Origin of the sequence: Kribbella sp. NPDC050241 (assembly GCF_044459685.1) — a bacterium.
GTDB lineage: Bacteria > Actinomycetota > Actinomycetes > Propionibacteriales > Kribbellaceae > Kribbella.
This window is the reverse complement of sequence record NZ_JBITJE010000005.1, coordinates 562,385-577,684: the sequence shown is the minus strand read 5'-3', so window position 1 is coordinate 577,684 and position 15,300 is coordinate 562,385. Positions and strand designations below refer to the sequence as shown.

Sequence of the window (15,300 nt, the reverse complement as noted above, 5' to 3'; positions counted from 1 at the left end):
TGTGGCAGGAGCACCGAAGGGCAGCAACGAGCAATCTTGCCACATTGGCCCAGCGGAACCGAAATCAGCGTCGCCTGCGGCGCTTGGTCAGCACCACCAGTTCGACCTTCGCGGTCTGCGGCACGCGTCGTGTCTCACGGTAACCGGCTTTCCGGTACAACCCGAGGTTCCGCTCACTCTCCGCACCCGTGTTCAGCTCGTACGACGTGACCTCGGCCGGCGCGAGCTTTTCCGCGACCCGCAACAGCCGGACACCCAGACCGCGCCCCTGCCAGTCCGGCGCGACGATCAACCGATCGATCCGGCCCACCTCACCGTCCACGCTCAGCTGCACCGACCCGACGATCCTGGTGCCGGCCACAGCCTTGAGTACGCCGCCCTGCTTGAGCCGCTCGACACTCGCGGCCGGGTCCTCCGAGAGCGGCGGGATCGTCAGGTCGTCGTAGATCTGCCCCTCCGAGAGGAACGCGGCCAACTGGAGCGTGTGAATCTCCCCCGCGTCCGCCTCCGTGGCCGGCAGCAGCCGGACCTCCGACGCCGGATCGTCCTTCCCCGCGACCGCATCGCCCCACGCCGCAAGCAGATCAGGCCGGCGCTCCGCAGTACGTCGTACCGACTCGTCGTGATGCCACTCCGCGATCAGACGATGGTTTCCGGACAACAGCACCTCGGGTACGTCGTACCCGCGCCACACCGGCGGTTTCGTGTAGACCGGATACTCCAGCAGGCCATCGCCCGAGTGGGACTCCTCAGCCAACGACTCCGGGTTGCCGATGACACCAGGCAGCAGACGGGCGACCGCCTCGACCATGACGAGTACGGCGACCTCCCCGCCGTTCAGCACGTAGTCGCCGATCGAAACCTCGTCGACGCGCATCCGCTCCGCCGCGTACGACGCCACCCGAGCGTCGATGCCCTCGTAGCGGCCGCAGGCGAATGCAAGCCATGGCTCGGCGGCAAGCTCGTACGCGAGCTCCTGGGTGAACGGGCGGCCCGCCGGCGTCGGCACGATCAGACGAGGCTGTGAAGGGCCACCCGGGGGCGCAACAGCGTCCAGCGCCTCTCCCCATGGCTCCGGCCGCATCACCATGCCCGCACCGCCGCCGTACGGGGTGTCGTCGACGGTCCGGTGCCGATCGTGGGTCCAGTCGCGCAAGTCATGGAGGCGGATGTCGAGGAGGCCGCTCTTCGCCGCCTTGCCGACCAGGGAGACGTCGAGCGCGGCCAGGTACTCCGGGAAGATCGTGAGGACGTCCAGCCTCATCAGTCGGCGCCCGGCTCGGTCGGAACCACGTCAGCGCCCTCCGGGTCCAGCAGACCCGGCCGGTCGGCCACGACGACGTACTGCTTGTCCAGATTGATCTCGGGCACGAGCTCCTCGACCAGCGGCACCAGTACGGCGTTGCCCGCGGGACGCCGGATCTCCAGCAGGTCCTGCGACGGCAGGTGGACGACGTCGATCACCTCGCCGGCCTCAGCGCCGTCCGAGGTCCGAACCGCCAGGCCGACCAGCTCGCGGTCGTAGTACTCCTCCGGGTCCTCCGGCCGGGCGTCCTCGGCCACCTCGGCCTGCACGAACAGGTTGCGCAGCTGTTCGGCACCGGTCCGGTCCGCCACCTCGGCGAACTTCACCAGCAGCCGCCCGCTGTGCCACCGGCTCGCCTCGACGGTCAGCTTGCGCGGGACCTTCGAGTCCGTCACCAGGGTCGCGCCGTCGGCGAACCGGAGGTCCGGCTCGTCCGTCCGGACGTCCACACCGACCTCGCCCTTGATCCCATGCGCCCGGCCGAGCCGTCCGACAGTCACCAACACCCGCACAAACCTCTCTCTACAGACACGATGGACCCGAGGATATGGCGAAGGGCCGCACCGGTGCGGTGCGGCCCTTCGGGGAACTGCTGCGAGTCAGCGGCGCGGACGCCGGTTGAACTCGTCGACGAAGTCGATCCGGATCGACGACTCGGAGCTGAGCGCACCGACGACGGTACGGATCGCGGTGGCGGTCCGGCCGTTGCGGCCGATCACCTTGCCGATGTCGTCGGGGTGGACGTGCACCTCGAGGGTGCGGCCACGCCGCAGGTTCCGGGCCCGGACGCTGACCTCGTCGGGGTTGTCCACGATGCCACGGACCAGGTGCTCGAGCGCCTCGGTCTCCATCATGGTCAGGCCTTGGCGTCGTCGGCCGGCGCGGCCTCAGCCGGGGCCTCGGCGGCCTCAGCCTTCGGCGCCTCAGTCTTGGGAGCGTCGGCCTTGGGAGCGTCGGCCTTGGGGGCGTCGGCCTTGGCGGCCTCGTCCTTCGGCGCGTCGTCCTTCTTGTCCGCCTTCTTCGCCGCCGACTTCTTGGCGGTGGTGGCCTCGGTCTTCAGCGTGCCGTGGGCCTCGGCCAGCGCCTCGTTGAAGATCTCCTGCTTGTCCCGCTTGGGCTCCTTGACCCGCAGCGGCGCCGGAGCGGCCTCACCCTTGAACTTCTGCCAGTCGCCGGAGGCCTTGAAGATCGCCTCGACGGCCTCGGTCGGCTGCGCGCCGACGCTCAGCCAGTACTGCGCCCGGTCCGACTCGACGTGGATGAACGACGGCTCGGTCTTCGGGTTGTACTTCCCGATCTCCTCGATGGCGCGACCGTCCCGCTTGGTCCGGGCGTCCATCACGACGATGCGGTAGTGCGGCGCACGCTTCTTGCCGATGCGCTTCAAACGGATCTTGACAGCCACGTTTGTGGGGTCTCCCTCGGATTACATGTCTGGGTGAGCAGCACAGCGTCGTGGGGACAACGGGTGACCACTCGAATGGGCCGGCCGGGCAGTGGAGTTAGAGGGCTGCACGAACCTGGACGGACTCAGCAGGCCATTGTGCCAGATTCCGACCCCACCACCCAATCCGGTGTCAAGCCCGGAACCGGGACAGGTCCGGCAGCTGCTCGGCATACGACTCCAGCAGCTTGCCGGCCGCGGTCACGGAGTCGACCAGGGGGTGCCAGGCGAAGGCGCGCAGCGCGGCGGACCGGGAGCCACTGACAGCAGCCTCGATCGTCGAGCGCTCGACCGCCTTGACCGAGCAGATGAGCCCGGCCTGGTGGTCGGTCAACTGGGACACCGTGACCGGCAGCGCGCCGTTCGCATCGACCGTGCACGGGATCTCCACCACCGCGTCGTCGTCCAGGTGATGCAGCACCCCGCGGTTGCGCACGTTCAGGATCAGCGAGGCGCGCTCGTTGTGGGCGATCGCCCGCATCAGCGACAGCGCGACCTGCTCGTAACCCCCGGCGGCCATGTCGCGCTCGTCGCGTTCACCAGCGTCCGCGACCTCGCGACTCTCCACCATGTACGTCGACTCACGCTCGGCCCGGGTCTTCTGCCACAACTCCAGCGCCCGCTCCGGATGTCGGACCGTCTCCGCATAGAACGCGGACTGCTGCTCCAGCAGGAACTTGCCCCGCGTCTGCTGCACAGCCTGTACGGCGGCCAGCGTCTCGCGGGCGAAGTAGTAGTAATGCAGGTACTCGTTCGGAATGGCGCCCAGCGACCGCAACCAGTCCGCCCCGAACAGCCGCCCCTCCTCGAACGACGACAACGCGTCGGAGGACTCCAGCAACGCCGGCAGCCGGTCGACTCCACCGGACCGCAAGCCCCGCAGCCAGCCCAGGTGGTTCAGCCCCGCGTAGTCGTAGAACGCCGTCGATGGGTCCACCCCGAGCGCCAGCGCGGCCCGGCGCCCCAGTCCGGACGGCGAGTCACAGATCCCGATCACCCGGTCGCCCAGGTACGGGATCATCGCTTCGGTCACCATCCCGGCCGGGTTGGTGAAGTTGATGACCCACGCCTGCGGCGCCACCGCTGCGATCCGCTGGGCGATCCCCACGGCAACCGGCACCGTGCGCAGCCCGTAGGCGATCCCACCGGCCCCGACCGTCTCCTGACCGAGTACGCCGAGGTCCAGCGCGACCCGCTCGTCGACGGTCCGCCCTTCCAGCCCGCCCACGCGGATCGCGGAGAACACGAAGTCCGCACCGCGCAGCGCCTCGTCCAGGTCAGTCGTCTCGGTCACCACCGGCGCGTCCGCGACGCCCGCGGCCTGCTGCCGCAACACCGCCGCGATCGACGTCAGCCGAGTCCGATCGGTGTCGAACAGCGCCACCGACGTGATCCGGCCGGTACCCCGGTCTCCGAGCAACGCCTGATACACCAGCGGCACCCGGAATCCCCCACCGCCAAGGATTGTCAGTCTCACGCAAGCACCACCTGTACGCCCGCCTCTGTCAGTTGGGCCCGGGTCACCTCATCGGCGCCGGGCTCGGTCACCACCATGAACAGCTCCCCCGGATCGCAGACCCGCCCGACGCCATGGCCCGGGAACTTCGTCGCGTCCGCCAGCAGCACCACCCGGTCGGCGGCCTGGATCATCGCGCGCTTCACCGGTACCTCGATCATCGTGCTGTCCATCACCCGCCCGTCCGGCCGCACTCCGCTGGTGCCGAGGAACAGCCAGTCGACGTGGATCTGCCGCAGGCTCTCCTCGGTCAGATACCCCACCAGCGAGCGGTAGCTCCGCCGGACGAACCCACCGAGCACGATCAGCTCGATCTGCTCGTCGTTCTCCAGCTCCTCCAGTACTGCGAGATTGCTGGTGACCACCGTCAACGACCGGCCATGCAGATGCTGGGCGACGCGCAACGCCGTCGTACCGATGTCGAGCAGCAACGACTCACCGTCGTTCACCAACTCAGCGGCCCGCCGCGCGATCCGGTCCTTCTCCGCGGCATGTACGGCGTTGACGTCCGCGAACGGCTCGTCTCCACCGTCGACCGCGAGCGCACCCCCGTACACACGGGTCAATCGGCCTTCCGCGTGCAGTTGCTCGAGGTCGCGGCGGATCGTCGCCTCACTGACCCCGAGTCGCGTGGCCAGCACTTTGACGCCCCCGGCCCCGTCGGCCCGGAGCGCGCGGATGATCTGATCCTGTCGCTGCTTCGGCAACACACCCAGACCGTATCACGCAAACTCCGTCATTTTCAGTCAAAGTTATGGGCAGGTATTGCGCATCTTGCGCAAGCGTTTCAAGATTCATGCACGAGTTTGATCGACCCTGCAGAAGTGTGGTGGAAAGTAGATGAGTGAGCTGGACGTGGTTGTGTCCGGCCTGGTCTTCCAGGACCTGGTGCTCGGCCTGCCCACGCCGCCGCGGCCCGGCACCGAGGTGTGGGCCACCGACTCACAGGAGAGCCCGGGCGGCATCGCGAACTTCGCCGTCGCACTGGCTCGGCTCGGCCTGCGCACGGGGCTGGCCGCGGCCTTCGGCGCCGATCCCGACGGCGACAGCGTCTGGGACCGGCTGGCGCACGAGGGCATCGATCTGACTCTCTCCCGCAAGCTCGCCGGCTGGCGGACCCCGTTGACGGTGGCCCTTGCCTATGACAACGATCGGGCACTGGTCACCCGGGGCACCCCTCCCCTGCTGTCGGCCGACGAGCTGATCACTGCGCCGCCGGCCGCTCGAGCTGTCGCCGCCCACATCGGCCCCTGGCCGAACGAGTGGCTGGCGAAGGCGAAGGCGGCCGGTTGCGTGGTGTTCGCCGATGTCGGGTGGGATCCGTCGGAGCGGTGGGATCCCGCAGTACTCGACCAGCTCGAGCACTGTGACGTGTTCCTGCCGAACGCCGACGAGGCGATGAACTACACCCGGACGAACAGTCCGGAGCAGGCGCTCGACCGGCTGGCCGAACTGGTGCCGCAGGTCGTCGTCTCGAACGGCGCCGCCGGCGCCCTGGCGATCGACGCCGGCACCGGCGAGCGGGTCGCCGTACCGGCGTATCCAGTGCAGGCGGCGGACACCACCGGGGCGGGTGATGTGTTCGCCGCCGGCTTCATCGCGGCCACGCTGTGGAATCTGCCGCTGGAGCTGCGGGTGCGCTTCGCCGCGCTCACCGCGGCCATGTCGGTGACCCGGCTCGGCGGTGCCGACGCGGCGCCCCGCTGGGAGGACCTGTCGGGGTGGCAGGCCGCGCATCCCGAAGACCATCACCTCGAAGCGCTGATCAGCGCCCACTCAGGAAGGTAAGAACCATGGAGCTCTCACGTCGGACGCTGCTCGCTGGGGGCTTCGCAGCCGTGCTCGGCGGTTCCCTTGTCGGCTGCTCGTCCGGGATGGACGCCTCGTCCACGAAGAAGAATGCCTCGGGCAACATCGCGCTGTGGTGCTGGCCGGGCGGACTGGGCAAGTCCGTGCTGGACGACACCATCGCGCACTTCCCGGACCAGCACATCAAGTACTCCGAGATCGGCGACGACTTCAAGCAGAAGCTGCTGACCACGTTCAACGGCGGCACCAACATCCCCGACATCACCGGGCTCAAGGGCGAGGACATCGCCTCCTGGCTGCCGCAGGCGGACCGGTTCGTCGACCTGAACACCGTCGGCGCGAAGGACATCCTCGGCGACTACCTGGAGTGGAAGGTCAAGCAGGCCACCACGCTGGACGGCAAGCTGCTCGGCATCCCGATCGACATCGGCCCGACCGCGCTGTTCTACCGCGAGGACGTGTTCACCGCGGGCGGACTGCCCGGCAAGCCGGACGAGGTGGCAGCGCAACTGAAGACCTGGGACGACCTGCTCGCGGCCGGTCTGGAGCTGAAGGCGAAGAACCCGAAGGCGCTGATCGTGTCCGACGCGACCGACATGTACGGGATCATCGTCAGCCAGGGCACCGAGCGCTACATCGACAAGGACAACAAGTTCATCGGCGACCAGGACCACATTCGCCGCGCTTGGGACCTGGCGGTGAAGGCAATCAACACCAAGGTCGACGCGAAGACCCTCGGCGGTACGCCGGACTGGAACGCCGGACTCGACCAGGGCACGGTGCCGGCGCTGTCCGGTGCGGCCTGGGTCGCGCTGGACGTGAAGGCGGCCTGCAAGACCAGCGTGGGCAAGTGGCGGCTGGCACCGACCCCGAGCGGCCCGGCGAACTTCGGTGGCTCGTTCCTCGGCATCACCAAGAACGCCGCCGACCCATCCGCCGCGTTCGAGGTGATCAAGTACATGCTCAGCGCGGACAACCAGGCCAAGGCGTTCGCCGACGCTCAGATCTTCCCGGCCGCCCCGAAGGCGTACGACATGCCGCAACTGAAGGCAGCCGACCCGTTCTTCGGCGGGCAGGTCCCGATCGACGTGTTCGGTCCGGCCGCCAAGGCCATCCCGATCGCGTACGAAGCACCGCTCGACTCCGCGGTCGGAGCGCCGTACGGGACCCAGCTGAAGACTGTGCAGTCCGGCAGCAAGTCGTCGGAGCAGGCCTGGAAGGACGCGGTCGCGCAGGCGAAGCAGATCGGCAAACGTCAGGGCGTGCAGTGACCCTGACCGCCACGGCGCCCCGCAGCGACGTCGGTACGACGGGATCCGGGCGGAAACGTCCGGTCCGGTCGTACTGGCGGTTCTACCTGGCCCTGTCGCCGTTCTACATCCTGTTCGTCGTCTTCGGGCTGTACCCGGTCGCGTCCACGATCCTGCTCGCGTTCCAGAAGTGGGACGGGCTCGGGGCGCGGCAGATGGTCGGGCTGCAGAACTTCAAGTTCCTGATCGAGGACAACACGTTCTGGCTGTCGCTGTGGAACACGCTGGTGCTGTTCGTCATGTCGACCGCACCGACGCTGTGCCTGGCGCTCCTGCTGGCGGTGATGCTGCACTCGGCGGTGCGGTTCAGCAGCGTGTACCGGTTCGCGTACTTCGTCCCGAACATCACCTCGCTGGTCGCGGCGGCGATCTTCTTCGGCGCGATCTTCAGTACGAACTTCGGTCTGATCAACGCCGGCCTGCGGTCGCTGGGACTGCCCACCGAGGACTGGCTCGGGCAGCCGTGGGGCATCAAGATCGCGATCTCGACGATGATCGTGTGGCAGTGGACCGGGTACAACACGATCATCTACCTGGCCGGATTGCAGGCGATTCCGACCGAGCAGTACGAGGCGGCCAAGGTGGACGGCGCCGGACCGGTCCGGACGTTCTTCTCGATCACACTGCCGCAGCTGCGGCCGGTGGTGTTGTTCACGGTGATCATGTCGACGATCGGCGGTCTGCAGACGTTCACCGAACCGCAGGTGATGGTCGGTACCAGTGGTGGCGCGGGCCAGAGCGGTCTGACCGCGGTCATGTACTTCTACACCCAGGCGTTCGTCGCCAACGACTACGGCTACGCGGCCGCCGTTGCCTTGAGCATCTTCATGCTCGTGCTGCTGGTGACGGCGATCAACTGGCGGCTGTTCCGGGGCAGGAGTGATTCATGATCAGGCGACGTGGACGGATCCTGCTGCACGCGGGCCTGGCGGTGACGGCACTGGTCTCGCTGTTCCCGTTCTACTGGTCGTTGGTGATGGCAACCAATACCACGGCGGACATCTACCGGTTCCCGCCGAAGTTCACCTTCGGCTCGCAGCTCGACGACAACATCCACCATGTGCTGACGAACATCGCGTTCTTCCAGTCGATGGGCAACTCGGCGATCGTTGCGGTCTCGGCCACGGTGCTGGTGCTGTTCTTCGACTCGCTGGCCGCGTTCACGTTCGCGAAGTTCCGGTTCCCGGGCCGGAACGCGTTGTTCGTGATCCTGCTGGCGACGATGCTGCTGCCCGCACAGTTGGCGACCATCCCGCAGTTCCAGACGATGGTCGCGCTCGGCTGGGTCGGCTCGCTGAAGGCGCTGATCATCCCAGGTGCGGCGAACGCGTTCGGCATCTTCTGGATGCGGCAGTACTTCCAGCGCTCCATCCACGACGAACTGGTCGAGGCGGCGACGCTGGACGGCTGCGGGTTCATGGGGACGTACTGGCACGTGGCGCTCCCGTCGGCCCGGCCGGCGCTGGCGTTCCTGGGCATCTTCACGTTCGTCGCGTCCTGGAACGACTACCTCTGGCCGCTGATCGTGCTCACCAACCCAGACCACCTCACGCTCCAGGTGGCGTTGTCGCAGCTGAACCGGTCCCACGGTGTCGACTACAGCATGGTGATGACCGGTGCCCTGCTGGCGATGATTCCGCTGATCATCGTCTTCGCACTCTTCGCCCGCCAGTTCATCAAGGGCGCGACTGAAGGCGCAATTCGCGGCTGAGCACGCCGGCCACGACCAGCACGTTCCCGAGGACGGCGGTGATGAAGGCCGGCGGCGAGTTGCCCTGGGTCAGGGCGGGGATGACGGAGATGCAACTCATCACTGCGACCGTCGTCACCGCCGCACCCAGCCAGATCCGGCTTCGCTTGTCGGTCGCGGCCACAGCGAGCCAACCCAGCCCCGCCGTGAAGACGGGCTCGATCAGAGCCAGCTTCGTGACCGTGAACCAGGAATAGCCGTCCGGGTGGTGGGTCAGGGCGCTGACCAGTATCAAGACGCCGCCGGCAACGACCAGCGCCGCGGCCGCCAGCGGGACGGGCCAGTACCGCCAACTCGTCGGTCGGAGCACGATCAGCAGTACGGCGACCATCGCGGCCGTGACAACCGTCGAGAGGGCCCACGGCGTGGTCTCGTCCGCCGAGATGCCTCCGCCGAGGATGACCACGCCGTCCTCGAGCACCGAGAGAGCACACCCGGCGACGACACCGAGCGCCAGCGGTCCCGACCACCGAGCGACCAGGCTCGCCACCACCGCACAGACCGACGCCAGGATCGCAGCGTCGCCCCAGCTGCGGTACACCCACCACCCGGTATCGCTGTCGCTCCACAGGTACTGCGAATGCAGCGGACCGGGCCAGTTCAGGTAGACGAGCGCCACACCACCGATCGCCAGTACGGCGATCGCCCACCACGGAGGTGCGGATCCAGCCTCGGGTTGCGCGGAGGGCAGAGACGGTGGCACGGGTTTGGATGTCGGCTCGGGCTCCGTCTCGGCAACAGGAACTGGCTTGGACGCGGCGGCCGCCTCAGGCTCCGGCTCAGACAGAGCGGCCGGCTCGGCAACAGGTGCCGCCTTCAACGCAGAGGCCGTCTCAAGCCCCGGCGCGGACACAGGGGCCGGCTCGGCAATGGGTGCCACGCCGGACACGGCGGCCGGCTCGGGACGGGGTGGTGGTGGCTCGGGTTTGGATTCGGGGAGGGTTAGGTGGACGGGGACTGTGCATTCGCCGGTTGGGCCGGCGACGATGAGCGAGGACTCGTGGGTGCCGGGGTCGGCAGGGTCGGCGCTCACTCGGACAGTCATGCCGTCCTGTTCGACCCGGACCCAGGCGGCACCGGGCGACGCCACGGCAGTTCGGGCGATCGGCGGGCCTTCGACCTGCAGCTCAACGCTCGGCACAGCTTCGCCGAGTTCGACCTCGCCAGGCGTCACCCGCGGGACCGCTGAGGCGATCGCCTCGCCGGCGGCCTCGGACACCTTGCGGCTGTCGTCGGCGACCATCCGGTGCAGTGCCTGCCAAGCGGCGTACGCCTGCCCGAGGTCGTCTCCGTCCAACCGTTCGCGCAGGTAGTCGACCACGCCGAACCTTGCCGCCGGCAACGGACTCTCCATCGCCTCGAGCAGAGCCGGCGCAAGCGGCGTGGGCGTGATCCGGCGGACCCGGCTGCGCGCGATCAGCAGCTCGCCCTGCGATCCGAACGTCCACATCTGCGGGTTCTGATTCGGAGTGACCCGATGGACCCGATCGGTGACGAACCCGACCAACTCCGTGAGCCCGACCCACCCGTCGCCGTCCCGATCCGCCTCGCCGGTCGTCAGGCCGTCCACCACGGCGCTGGTGAACACCGACGGCGCCGGCGTGGCGGCGGCGGTCGCCAACTGCCCGCCCTCGAAGGCGTACTCCATCGCGCTGGAGGCCGTCACCACCACGCGTCCACGTCCGCCGCCGACCTCTTCCTGGCCGACGAAGGCGTCGCGTACCTGCGCCTCACCGGACGCACGCACGACCATGCCCCGCGGGAACGCGCCGCCGTAGCAACAATCGAGGAACAGTGCGATCCGCTGCGCGCGACTGTCCGCCATCTGCCGGTTGACGAAGTCCGCGGCCAGCGCGGTCGACGCGAGCCGGGTCGGCTTGGTGTCGGCGACGGCCAGGAACAACTCCCCCGCGGAGTTCTTCAGGCCGTGGCAGGAGAAATGCAGTAACAGCAGATCCTCCGGCACGCGATCGGCGAAGAAGTCCTCGACCGCAAACCGGATCTCCTGGGCGGACTCGTTGTGCAGGACCTGCACCGCGAACCCACCGACCGACGGATCCGCCAGCACCTCCGCCAGTGCGGCCGCGTCCTGGGCGGGCGCGACAAGCCTGCGCAGACCGGGATCGTCGTACTGGTCGTTGGCGATGACGAGCGCGACCCTCTTGCCGTCCATCTCACCCGTCCGCCATGGAGTGCCTTCGGACGAACGCATCCACCAGTTGCTGCTGGGCCTGGTCGCTGGCGCCGGTCAGCTCGATCACGTCTCCGTCGATCGTGAGCTTCACCGTCCGCTCGTTGCCGGACCGGCGCAGCCAGCCGCGGACCACCGCCACGATCGCACCGACCGCTTGCACCCCTGGGGCCACCGAGACGCTGAGCATGCCGGCGATCGCGGCGAGAGCACTCCGCGATCCCTCCGGTGCTTCGCCTTCGTAGTACGGCTCGACCGACCGTACGTCGAGCGTCAGCAACTCCTCCCGGAGCAGCAACGCCAGTTCCTCGAGCCGTGCGTCGTCCGACCCCTCTTCGACGACCCCCAGCTGTACCTCCGCGCCCATCACCCCTCCCCCGCCCCCAGGCCGCGCGTCGATGCCTCCACCATGCGCCCGCGAGCGTCCGGGCCACAAGGCGTTAAGCTGCGGAACCCAGAGCAGCCGCGGTACGTCGGAGGGGCGTCATGGTAGGCAAACGGGGGCGCGTGATCGGGCGGATCGCACCTGGGATCGTCGGCGAGGTGATGCTGCCGGTCCGGGGTGCCACCGAGGCCTTCTACGCTTACCCCGCGACCGACGAGGTGATCGAGGTGGGCACGCAGGTGGTGGTCGTCGACTACGACCCGCCGCGCACTGTCTACGTCGCTCGCGCCATCTGATTCATCGTTCCGTTCCCTGGAGGGGAAATGCTCTGGACGTACGTGATCATCGCCGCGGTGGCGGTGGTCGTCCTTCTGATCGTGTTCCGGATGGTCTGGCGGGTGGCGGAGCCGAACGAGGCGCTGATCATCTCCGGTCTCGGCGCGCACTCGAGCCAGGAGCAGGTCAACGAGACCCTCGGCTTCAAGATCGTCGTCGGCCGCGGCACCGCGGTACTGCCGGGTTTCCAGACCGTACGGCGGTTGCCGCTGGACATCCGCGCGACGCCGCTGACCGTCACCTGCGTGTCCAGCCAGGGCATCCCGCTGCACATCAAGGGTGTGACGGCGTACAAGGTCGGTGACGACTACGGCTCGATCGCGAACGCGGCCCGGCGGTTCCTGGAGCAGAGCGACGAGCAGGTGATGAGCACGATCCACGAGCTGTTCGCCGGTCACCTGCGCGCGATCGTCGGCTCGACGACGGTCGAGGAGATGCTGCACGACCGCGAGACGCTGACCACGAACATCCGCGGCTCGCTGGCCGGCGACATGGAGAAGCTCGGCCTGGTGGTCGACTCGCTGCAGATCCAGGAGATCGACGACGAGTCCGGTTACATCAAGAACCTCGGCCGCCCGCAGGCCGCCGCGGTCGAGGCCGCGGCCCGGATCGCGCAGGCCGAGCGGGACCGGGAGGCGACCGAGCGCGAGCAGGCCGCGGCGGCGAAGAAGGCCGCGGCGGTGCGGGAGAGCTCGATCGCCCAGGCCGGTTACCAGGCCGAGGTCGACCAAGCGAACTCGAAGGCGTCGCAGTCCGGTCCGCTGGCCGAGGCGCTGGCCCGGCAGGAGGTCGTCGTCGCCGAAACGGAGACCGCGAAGCTGAACGCCTCGCTGGCCGAGAAGCAGTTGGAGTCGTCGGTGCTGAAGCCGGCAGACGCCGAGGCGTACCGGCAGCGCACGCTGGCCCAGGCTGCCCGCGACGCTCAGATCGCGGCCGCCGAGGCGAACGCCAAGGAGGTCCAGCTCCGCGGTGAGGCCCAGGCGAAGGCGACCGAGCTGACCGGTAAGGCCGAAGCCGCCGCAGTGCAGGCGAAGGCGATGGCCGAGGCGGCCGGTATCAAGGCCCGGGCCGAGGCGCTGGCCACCAACACGGACGCGGTCGTCGCGCAGCAGCTGGCCGAGGCCTACCCGGAGATCGTCGCCGCGGCGGCGGGCTCGTTCGAGAAGGTCGGCAACATGGTCGTGCTGAACGGTGCCCAGGGCATCGAGGACACCCTGGTCAAGACGATCACGATGGGCGGCTCCGGGTTCGCCCTGGCCAAGCAGCTGATCGACTCCCTCAGCACCCCGAAGGACCACAAGCCGGCGCTCGAGTCGGTGCCCGACCAGCCGGCCTGATCGGCTGGGTCAGAGACCGAGGTAGGCGAGGACTGCGAGGACGCGGCGGTGGCCGGCATCCGTTGGCGGTAGGTCGAGCTTGAGGAAGACGTTGCCGACGTGTTTGTGGACGGCGCCTTCGGTGACGACCAGGCGGTCGGCGATCGCCGTGTTACCCAGTCCTTGCGCCATCAGTGCGAGTACCTCGCGTTCCCGAGGGGTGAGCCGGTCCAGCGGACTGCTCCGCTTGATCATCAACTGGCTCACCACCTCGGGGTCCAGTACGGTTCCTCCGGCGGCGACCCGGCGTACCGCTTCGAGGAACTCGTCGACCCGGGAGACGCGGTCCTTGAGCAGGTACCCGACGCCCTCGCTCCCGGCGGCGAGCAACTCGGCCGCGTAGACCTCTTCGACGTACTGCGAGAACACCAGTACGGGCAGGCCGGGCCGCACCCGGCGGGCCTCGATCGCGGCCCGCAGACCCTCGTCGGTGAAGGTGGGCGGCAGCCGTACGTCGACCACCGCGATGTCCACCTCGTGCTCGGCGATCGCCTTCGCGAACCCGTCCGCGTCGCCGGCGACCGCGGCCACCTCGAAGCCGGAGTTGCCCAGCAGCAAACCGAGGCCCTCGGCAAGGATCGGGTTGTCCTCGAGGATCATCACCCGCACGGGAGGATCACCTCGACGGTGGTCGGCCCACCGATCGGGCTCTGCAACTCCAGCTGACCGTCGATCGCCTGCACCCGGTGGAGCATGCCATGCAGACCACTCCCCCGGCCGAGCAGGTCGGACCGGTCGTTGATCCGCGCTCCCCCGATCCCGTCATCGGTGATCACCAGGTGCAGCTCCGCATCCCGCCGTTCCATCAGTACGTCGACGTGTCCAGCGGCAGAGTGCTTGGTGATGTTGGTGAGCGACTCGGCGACGACGAAGTACGCCGCCGCCTCGACAGGCGCGGGTACTTGCCCGAGCTCACCCAGCCGGAGGTCGACCGGTAGTGGGCAGCGGGCGCACAGTGCGGAGACTGCACCGGCCAGACCGCGGTCGGCGAGGATCGGCGGGTACATGGTCCGCAGTACGCCGCGCAGCTCGTGCATGGCCTGCTCCGCGCCGTCGCGGGCGTCGTCGAGCAGCTTGGCCGCCTTCTCCGGGTCGTCCGCCATGGTCTTCTTGGCGAGCCCGATCCGCATCGCCAGCGACACCAACTGCGCCTGCGTACCGTCATGCAGATCCCGCTCGATGCGCCGCAACTCGGCACCATGCGAATCCACCGCACCAGCCCGGCTCTTGGTCAGCTCCTCCACCCGCTGCTCCAACCTGGCCGTCTCCAACTGGGACTCGGTCGGCGCAAGCAGATCGAGTGCTGCCTTCGCGTGGCCGCGCGCCAGGGCCGGCGCTACCCACCAGAGGAAGCTAAGACTGATCAGCACTTGCAGCGGACCGAGCGTCAATGCCCTGGTCCAGCTGTCGACGTCGAGCCCCATCAGGCTGGCGCCGTTGTTGAACTTCCACGTTGCCATGCTGATGAGTGCCGATGGCGCTCCGGCCACCGAGACGACCGCAACCACCAGTTCGGGGATCATCACCAGCGGCATCAGCAGACACCGCAGACTGCGCTTGAACGACTTGTCCTTGAACAGCGCGACGACGTCGCCCGGCCGGCGGCGCGCGGCCCGCGGCAGCAGCTCGGGCTCCGGCACACCGAGGTACCACGCGGCGCGGTACCGCTCGATGTTGGCCAGCCGCACCAGACCGGCGGTGAGGTCCGGAATGATCCAGCCCAGCAGCAGGCCGATCGGCAGCGTAGGAAGCAGCGCCAGCGACTTCAGGAAGCGGACCATCAGATAGCCGCTGGCCGGCATGCCCCGGGACAGGATCTTGGTCAACATGTCTCAATCGTGCGCCAAGCGGACGCCGTGGTCGGTACAGCAGGCTCT

The 15,300-nt window shown here is 68.5% G+C and carries 16 protein-coding genes; 6 read left to right on the top strand and 10 right to left on the bottom strand.

Going from position 1 to position 15,300, the window contains the following annotated elements:
* Positions 1 to 64 precede the first annotated feature (64 nt).
* The 6 genes from trmD to ACIBG5_RS26255 form a co-directional block, all read right to left on the bottom strand.
* Entirely contained in the window at positions 65 to 1,264 is a 1,200-nt protein-coding gene (gene trmD / locus ACIBG5_RS26280; protein WP_396394090.1) for a tRNA (guanosine(37)-N1)-methyltransferase TrmD, read from the bottom strand.
* On the bottom strand, positions 1,264 to 1,812 hold the full coding sequence (gene rimM / locus ACIBG5_RS26275; protein ID WP_396394089.1) for a ribosome maturation factor RimM: 549 nt from the start codon (positions 1,810 to 1,812) through the stop codon (positions 1,264 to 1,266). The genes trmD and rimM overlap by 1 nt, the downstream gene beginning before the upstream one ends.
* A gap of 93 nt (positions 1,813 to 1,905) precedes the next feature.
* The gene (locus ACIBG5_RS26270; protein WP_131356518.1) at positions 1,906 to 2,157 is read right to left on the bottom strand and encodes an RNA-binding protein; all 252 of its coding nucleotides are present in this window, start codon (positions 2,155 to 2,157) and stop codon (positions 1,906 to 1,908) included.
* Positions 2,158 to 2,162: 5 nt separating this feature from the next.
* Entirely contained in the window at positions 2,163 to 2,711 is a 549-nt protein-coding gene (gene rpsP / locus ACIBG5_RS26265; RefSeq protein WP_396394088.1) for a 30S ribosomal protein S16, read from the bottom strand.
* Between the two features lie 172 nt (positions 2,712 to 2,883).
* Positions 2,884 to 4,227 (bottom strand): 6-phospho-beta-glucosidase, encoded by a 1,344-nt coding sequence (locus ACIBG5_RS26260; protein WP_396394087.1) that lies wholly within the window; start codon positions 4,225 to 4,227, stop codon positions 2,884 to 2,886.
* Positions 4,224 to 4,976 carry a DeoR/GlpR family DNA-binding transcription regulator gene (locus tag ACIBG5_RS26255; RefSeq protein ID WP_131355030.1) on the bottom strand — a complete coding sequence of 251 codons (753 nt, stop codon included), beginning with the start codon at positions 4,974 to 4,976 and terminating at the stop codon, positions 4,224 to 4,226. Before ACIBG5_RS26255 ends, ACIBG5_RS26260 begins: the two co-directional genes overlap by 4 nt.
* 130 nt (positions 4,977 to 5,106) lie before the next feature.
* Here ACIBG5_RS26255 and ACIBG5_RS26250 point away from each other — a divergent pair, with 130 nt between their 5' ends.
* Genes ACIBG5_RS26250 through ACIBG5_RS26235 form a run of 4 tightly spaced genes read left to right on the top strand, consistent with a single transcriptional unit; the run spans position 5,107 to position 9,096 of the window.
* Entirely contained in the window at positions 5,107 to 6,054 is a 948-nt protein-coding gene (locus tag ACIBG5_RS26250; protein WP_396394086.1) for a carbohydrate kinase family protein, read from the top strand.
* A gap of 5 nt (positions 6,055 to 6,059) precedes the next feature.
* Positions 6,060 to 7,346 (top strand): extracellular solute-binding protein, encoded by a 1,287-nt coding sequence (locus tag ACIBG5_RS26245; RefSeq protein ID WP_396394085.1) that lies wholly within the window; start codon positions 6,060 to 6,062, stop codon positions 7,344 to 7,346.
* On the top strand, positions 7,343 to 8,275 hold the full coding sequence (locus ACIBG5_RS26240) for a sugar ABC transporter permease (RefSeq protein ID WP_360452242.1): 933 nt from the start codon (positions 7,343 to 7,345) through the stop codon (positions 8,273 to 8,275). Before ACIBG5_RS26245 ends, ACIBG5_RS26240 begins: the two co-directional genes overlap by 4 nt.
* Entirely contained in the window at positions 8,275 to 9,096 is an 822-nt protein-coding gene (locus ACIBG5_RS26235) for a carbohydrate ABC transporter permease (RefSeq protein ID WP_396394173.1), read from the top strand. The genes ACIBG5_RS26240 and ACIBG5_RS26235 overlap by 1 nt, the downstream gene beginning before the upstream one ends.
* Here ACIBG5_RS26235 and ACIBG5_RS26230 read toward each other — a convergent pair.
* Both ACIBG5_RS26230 and ACIBG5_RS26225 read right to left on the bottom strand, forming a co-directional pair.
* Positions 9,062 to 11,308, bottom strand: a complete 2,247-nt coding sequence (locus ACIBG5_RS26230) for a caspase family protein (RefSeq protein ID WP_396394084.1) — start codon at positions 11,306 to 11,308, stop codon at positions 9,062 to 9,064. The genes ACIBG5_RS26235 and ACIBG5_RS26230 overlap by 35 nt on opposite strands.
* Position 11,309: 1 nt before the next feature.
* On the bottom strand, positions 11,310 to 11,693 hold the full coding sequence (locus ACIBG5_RS26225) for a hypothetical protein (protein WP_360452248.1): 384 nt from the start codon (positions 11,691 to 11,693) through the stop codon (positions 11,310 to 11,312).
* 119 nt (positions 11,694 to 11,812) lie between these two features.
* Here ACIBG5_RS26225 and ACIBG5_RS26220 point away from each other — a divergent pair, with 119 nt between their 5' ends.
* Both ACIBG5_RS26220 and ACIBG5_RS26215 read left to right on the top strand, forming a co-directional pair.
* The gene (locus tag ACIBG5_RS26220; RefSeq protein ID WP_360452250.1) at positions 11,813 to 12,007 is read left to right on the top strand and encodes a hypothetical protein; all 195 of its coding nucleotides are present in this window, start codon (positions 11,813 to 11,815) and stop codon (positions 12,005 to 12,007) included.
* 27 nt (positions 12,008 to 12,034) lie between these two features.
* On the top strand, positions 12,035 to 13,384 hold the full coding sequence (locus ACIBG5_RS26215; protein ID WP_396394083.1) for an SPFH domain-containing protein: 1,350 nt from the start codon (positions 12,035 to 12,037) through the stop codon (positions 13,382 to 13,384).
* A gap of 9 nt (positions 13,385 to 13,393) precedes the next feature.
* On the opposite strand, the gene ACIBG5_RS26210 is transcribed toward ACIBG5_RS26215, so the two are convergent.
* Positions 13,394 to 14,032 carry a response regulator gene (locus ACIBG5_RS26210; protein WP_396394082.1) on the bottom strand — a complete coding sequence of 213 codons (639 nt, stop codon included), beginning with the start codon at positions 14,030 to 14,032 and terminating at the stop codon, positions 13,394 to 13,396.
* Positions 14,023 to 15,252, bottom strand: coding sequence for a histidine kinase (locus tag ACIBG5_RS26205; RefSeq protein WP_396394081.1), 1,230 nt, complete (start codon positions 15,250 to 15,252; stop codon positions 14,023 to 14,025). Before ACIBG5_RS26205 ends, ACIBG5_RS26210 begins: the two co-directional genes overlap by 10 nt.
* Positions 15,253 to 15,300: the final 48 nt, after the last annotated feature.

Bases quoted from the DNA above. Each gene is read 5' to 3' on its own strand.
- trmD (WP_396394090.1), bottom strand. From the start codon at position 1,264: ATGAGGCTGGACGTCCTCACGATCTTCCCGGAGTACCTGGCCGCGCTC.
- ACIBG5_RS26270 (WP_131356518.1), bottom strand. From the start codon at position 2,157: ATGGAGACCGAGGCGCTCGAGCACCTGGTCCGTGGCATCGTGGACAAC.
- ACIBG5_RS26250 (WP_396394086.1), top strand. From the start codon at position 5,107: ATGAGTGAGCTGGACGTGGTTGTGTCCGGCCTGGTCTTCCAGGACCTG.
- ACIBG5_RS26245 (WP_396394085.1), top strand. From the start codon at position 6,060: ATGGAGCTCTCACGTCGGACGCTGCTCGCTGGGGGCTTCGCAGCCGTG.
- ACIBG5_RS26230 (WP_396394084.1), bottom strand. From the start codon at position 11,308: ATGGACGGCAAGAGGGTCGCGCTCGTCATCGCCAACGACCAGTACGAC.
- ACIBG5_RS26225 (WP_360452248.1), bottom strand. From the start codon at position 11,693: ATGGGCGCGGAGGTACAGCTGGGGGTCGTCGAAGAGGGGTCGGACGAC.
- ACIBG5_RS26220 (WP_360452250.1), top strand. From the start codon at position 11,813: ATGGTAGGCAAACGGGGGCGCGTGATCGGGCGGATCGCACCTGGGATC.
- ACIBG5_RS26215 (WP_396394083.1), top strand. From the start codon at position 12,035: ATGCTCTGGACGTACGTGATCATCGCCGCGGTGGCGGTGGTCGTCCTT.
- ACIBG5_RS26205 (WP_396394081.1), bottom strand. From the start codon at position 15,252: ATGTTGACCAAGATCCTGTCCCGGGGCATGCCGGCCAGCGGCTATCTG.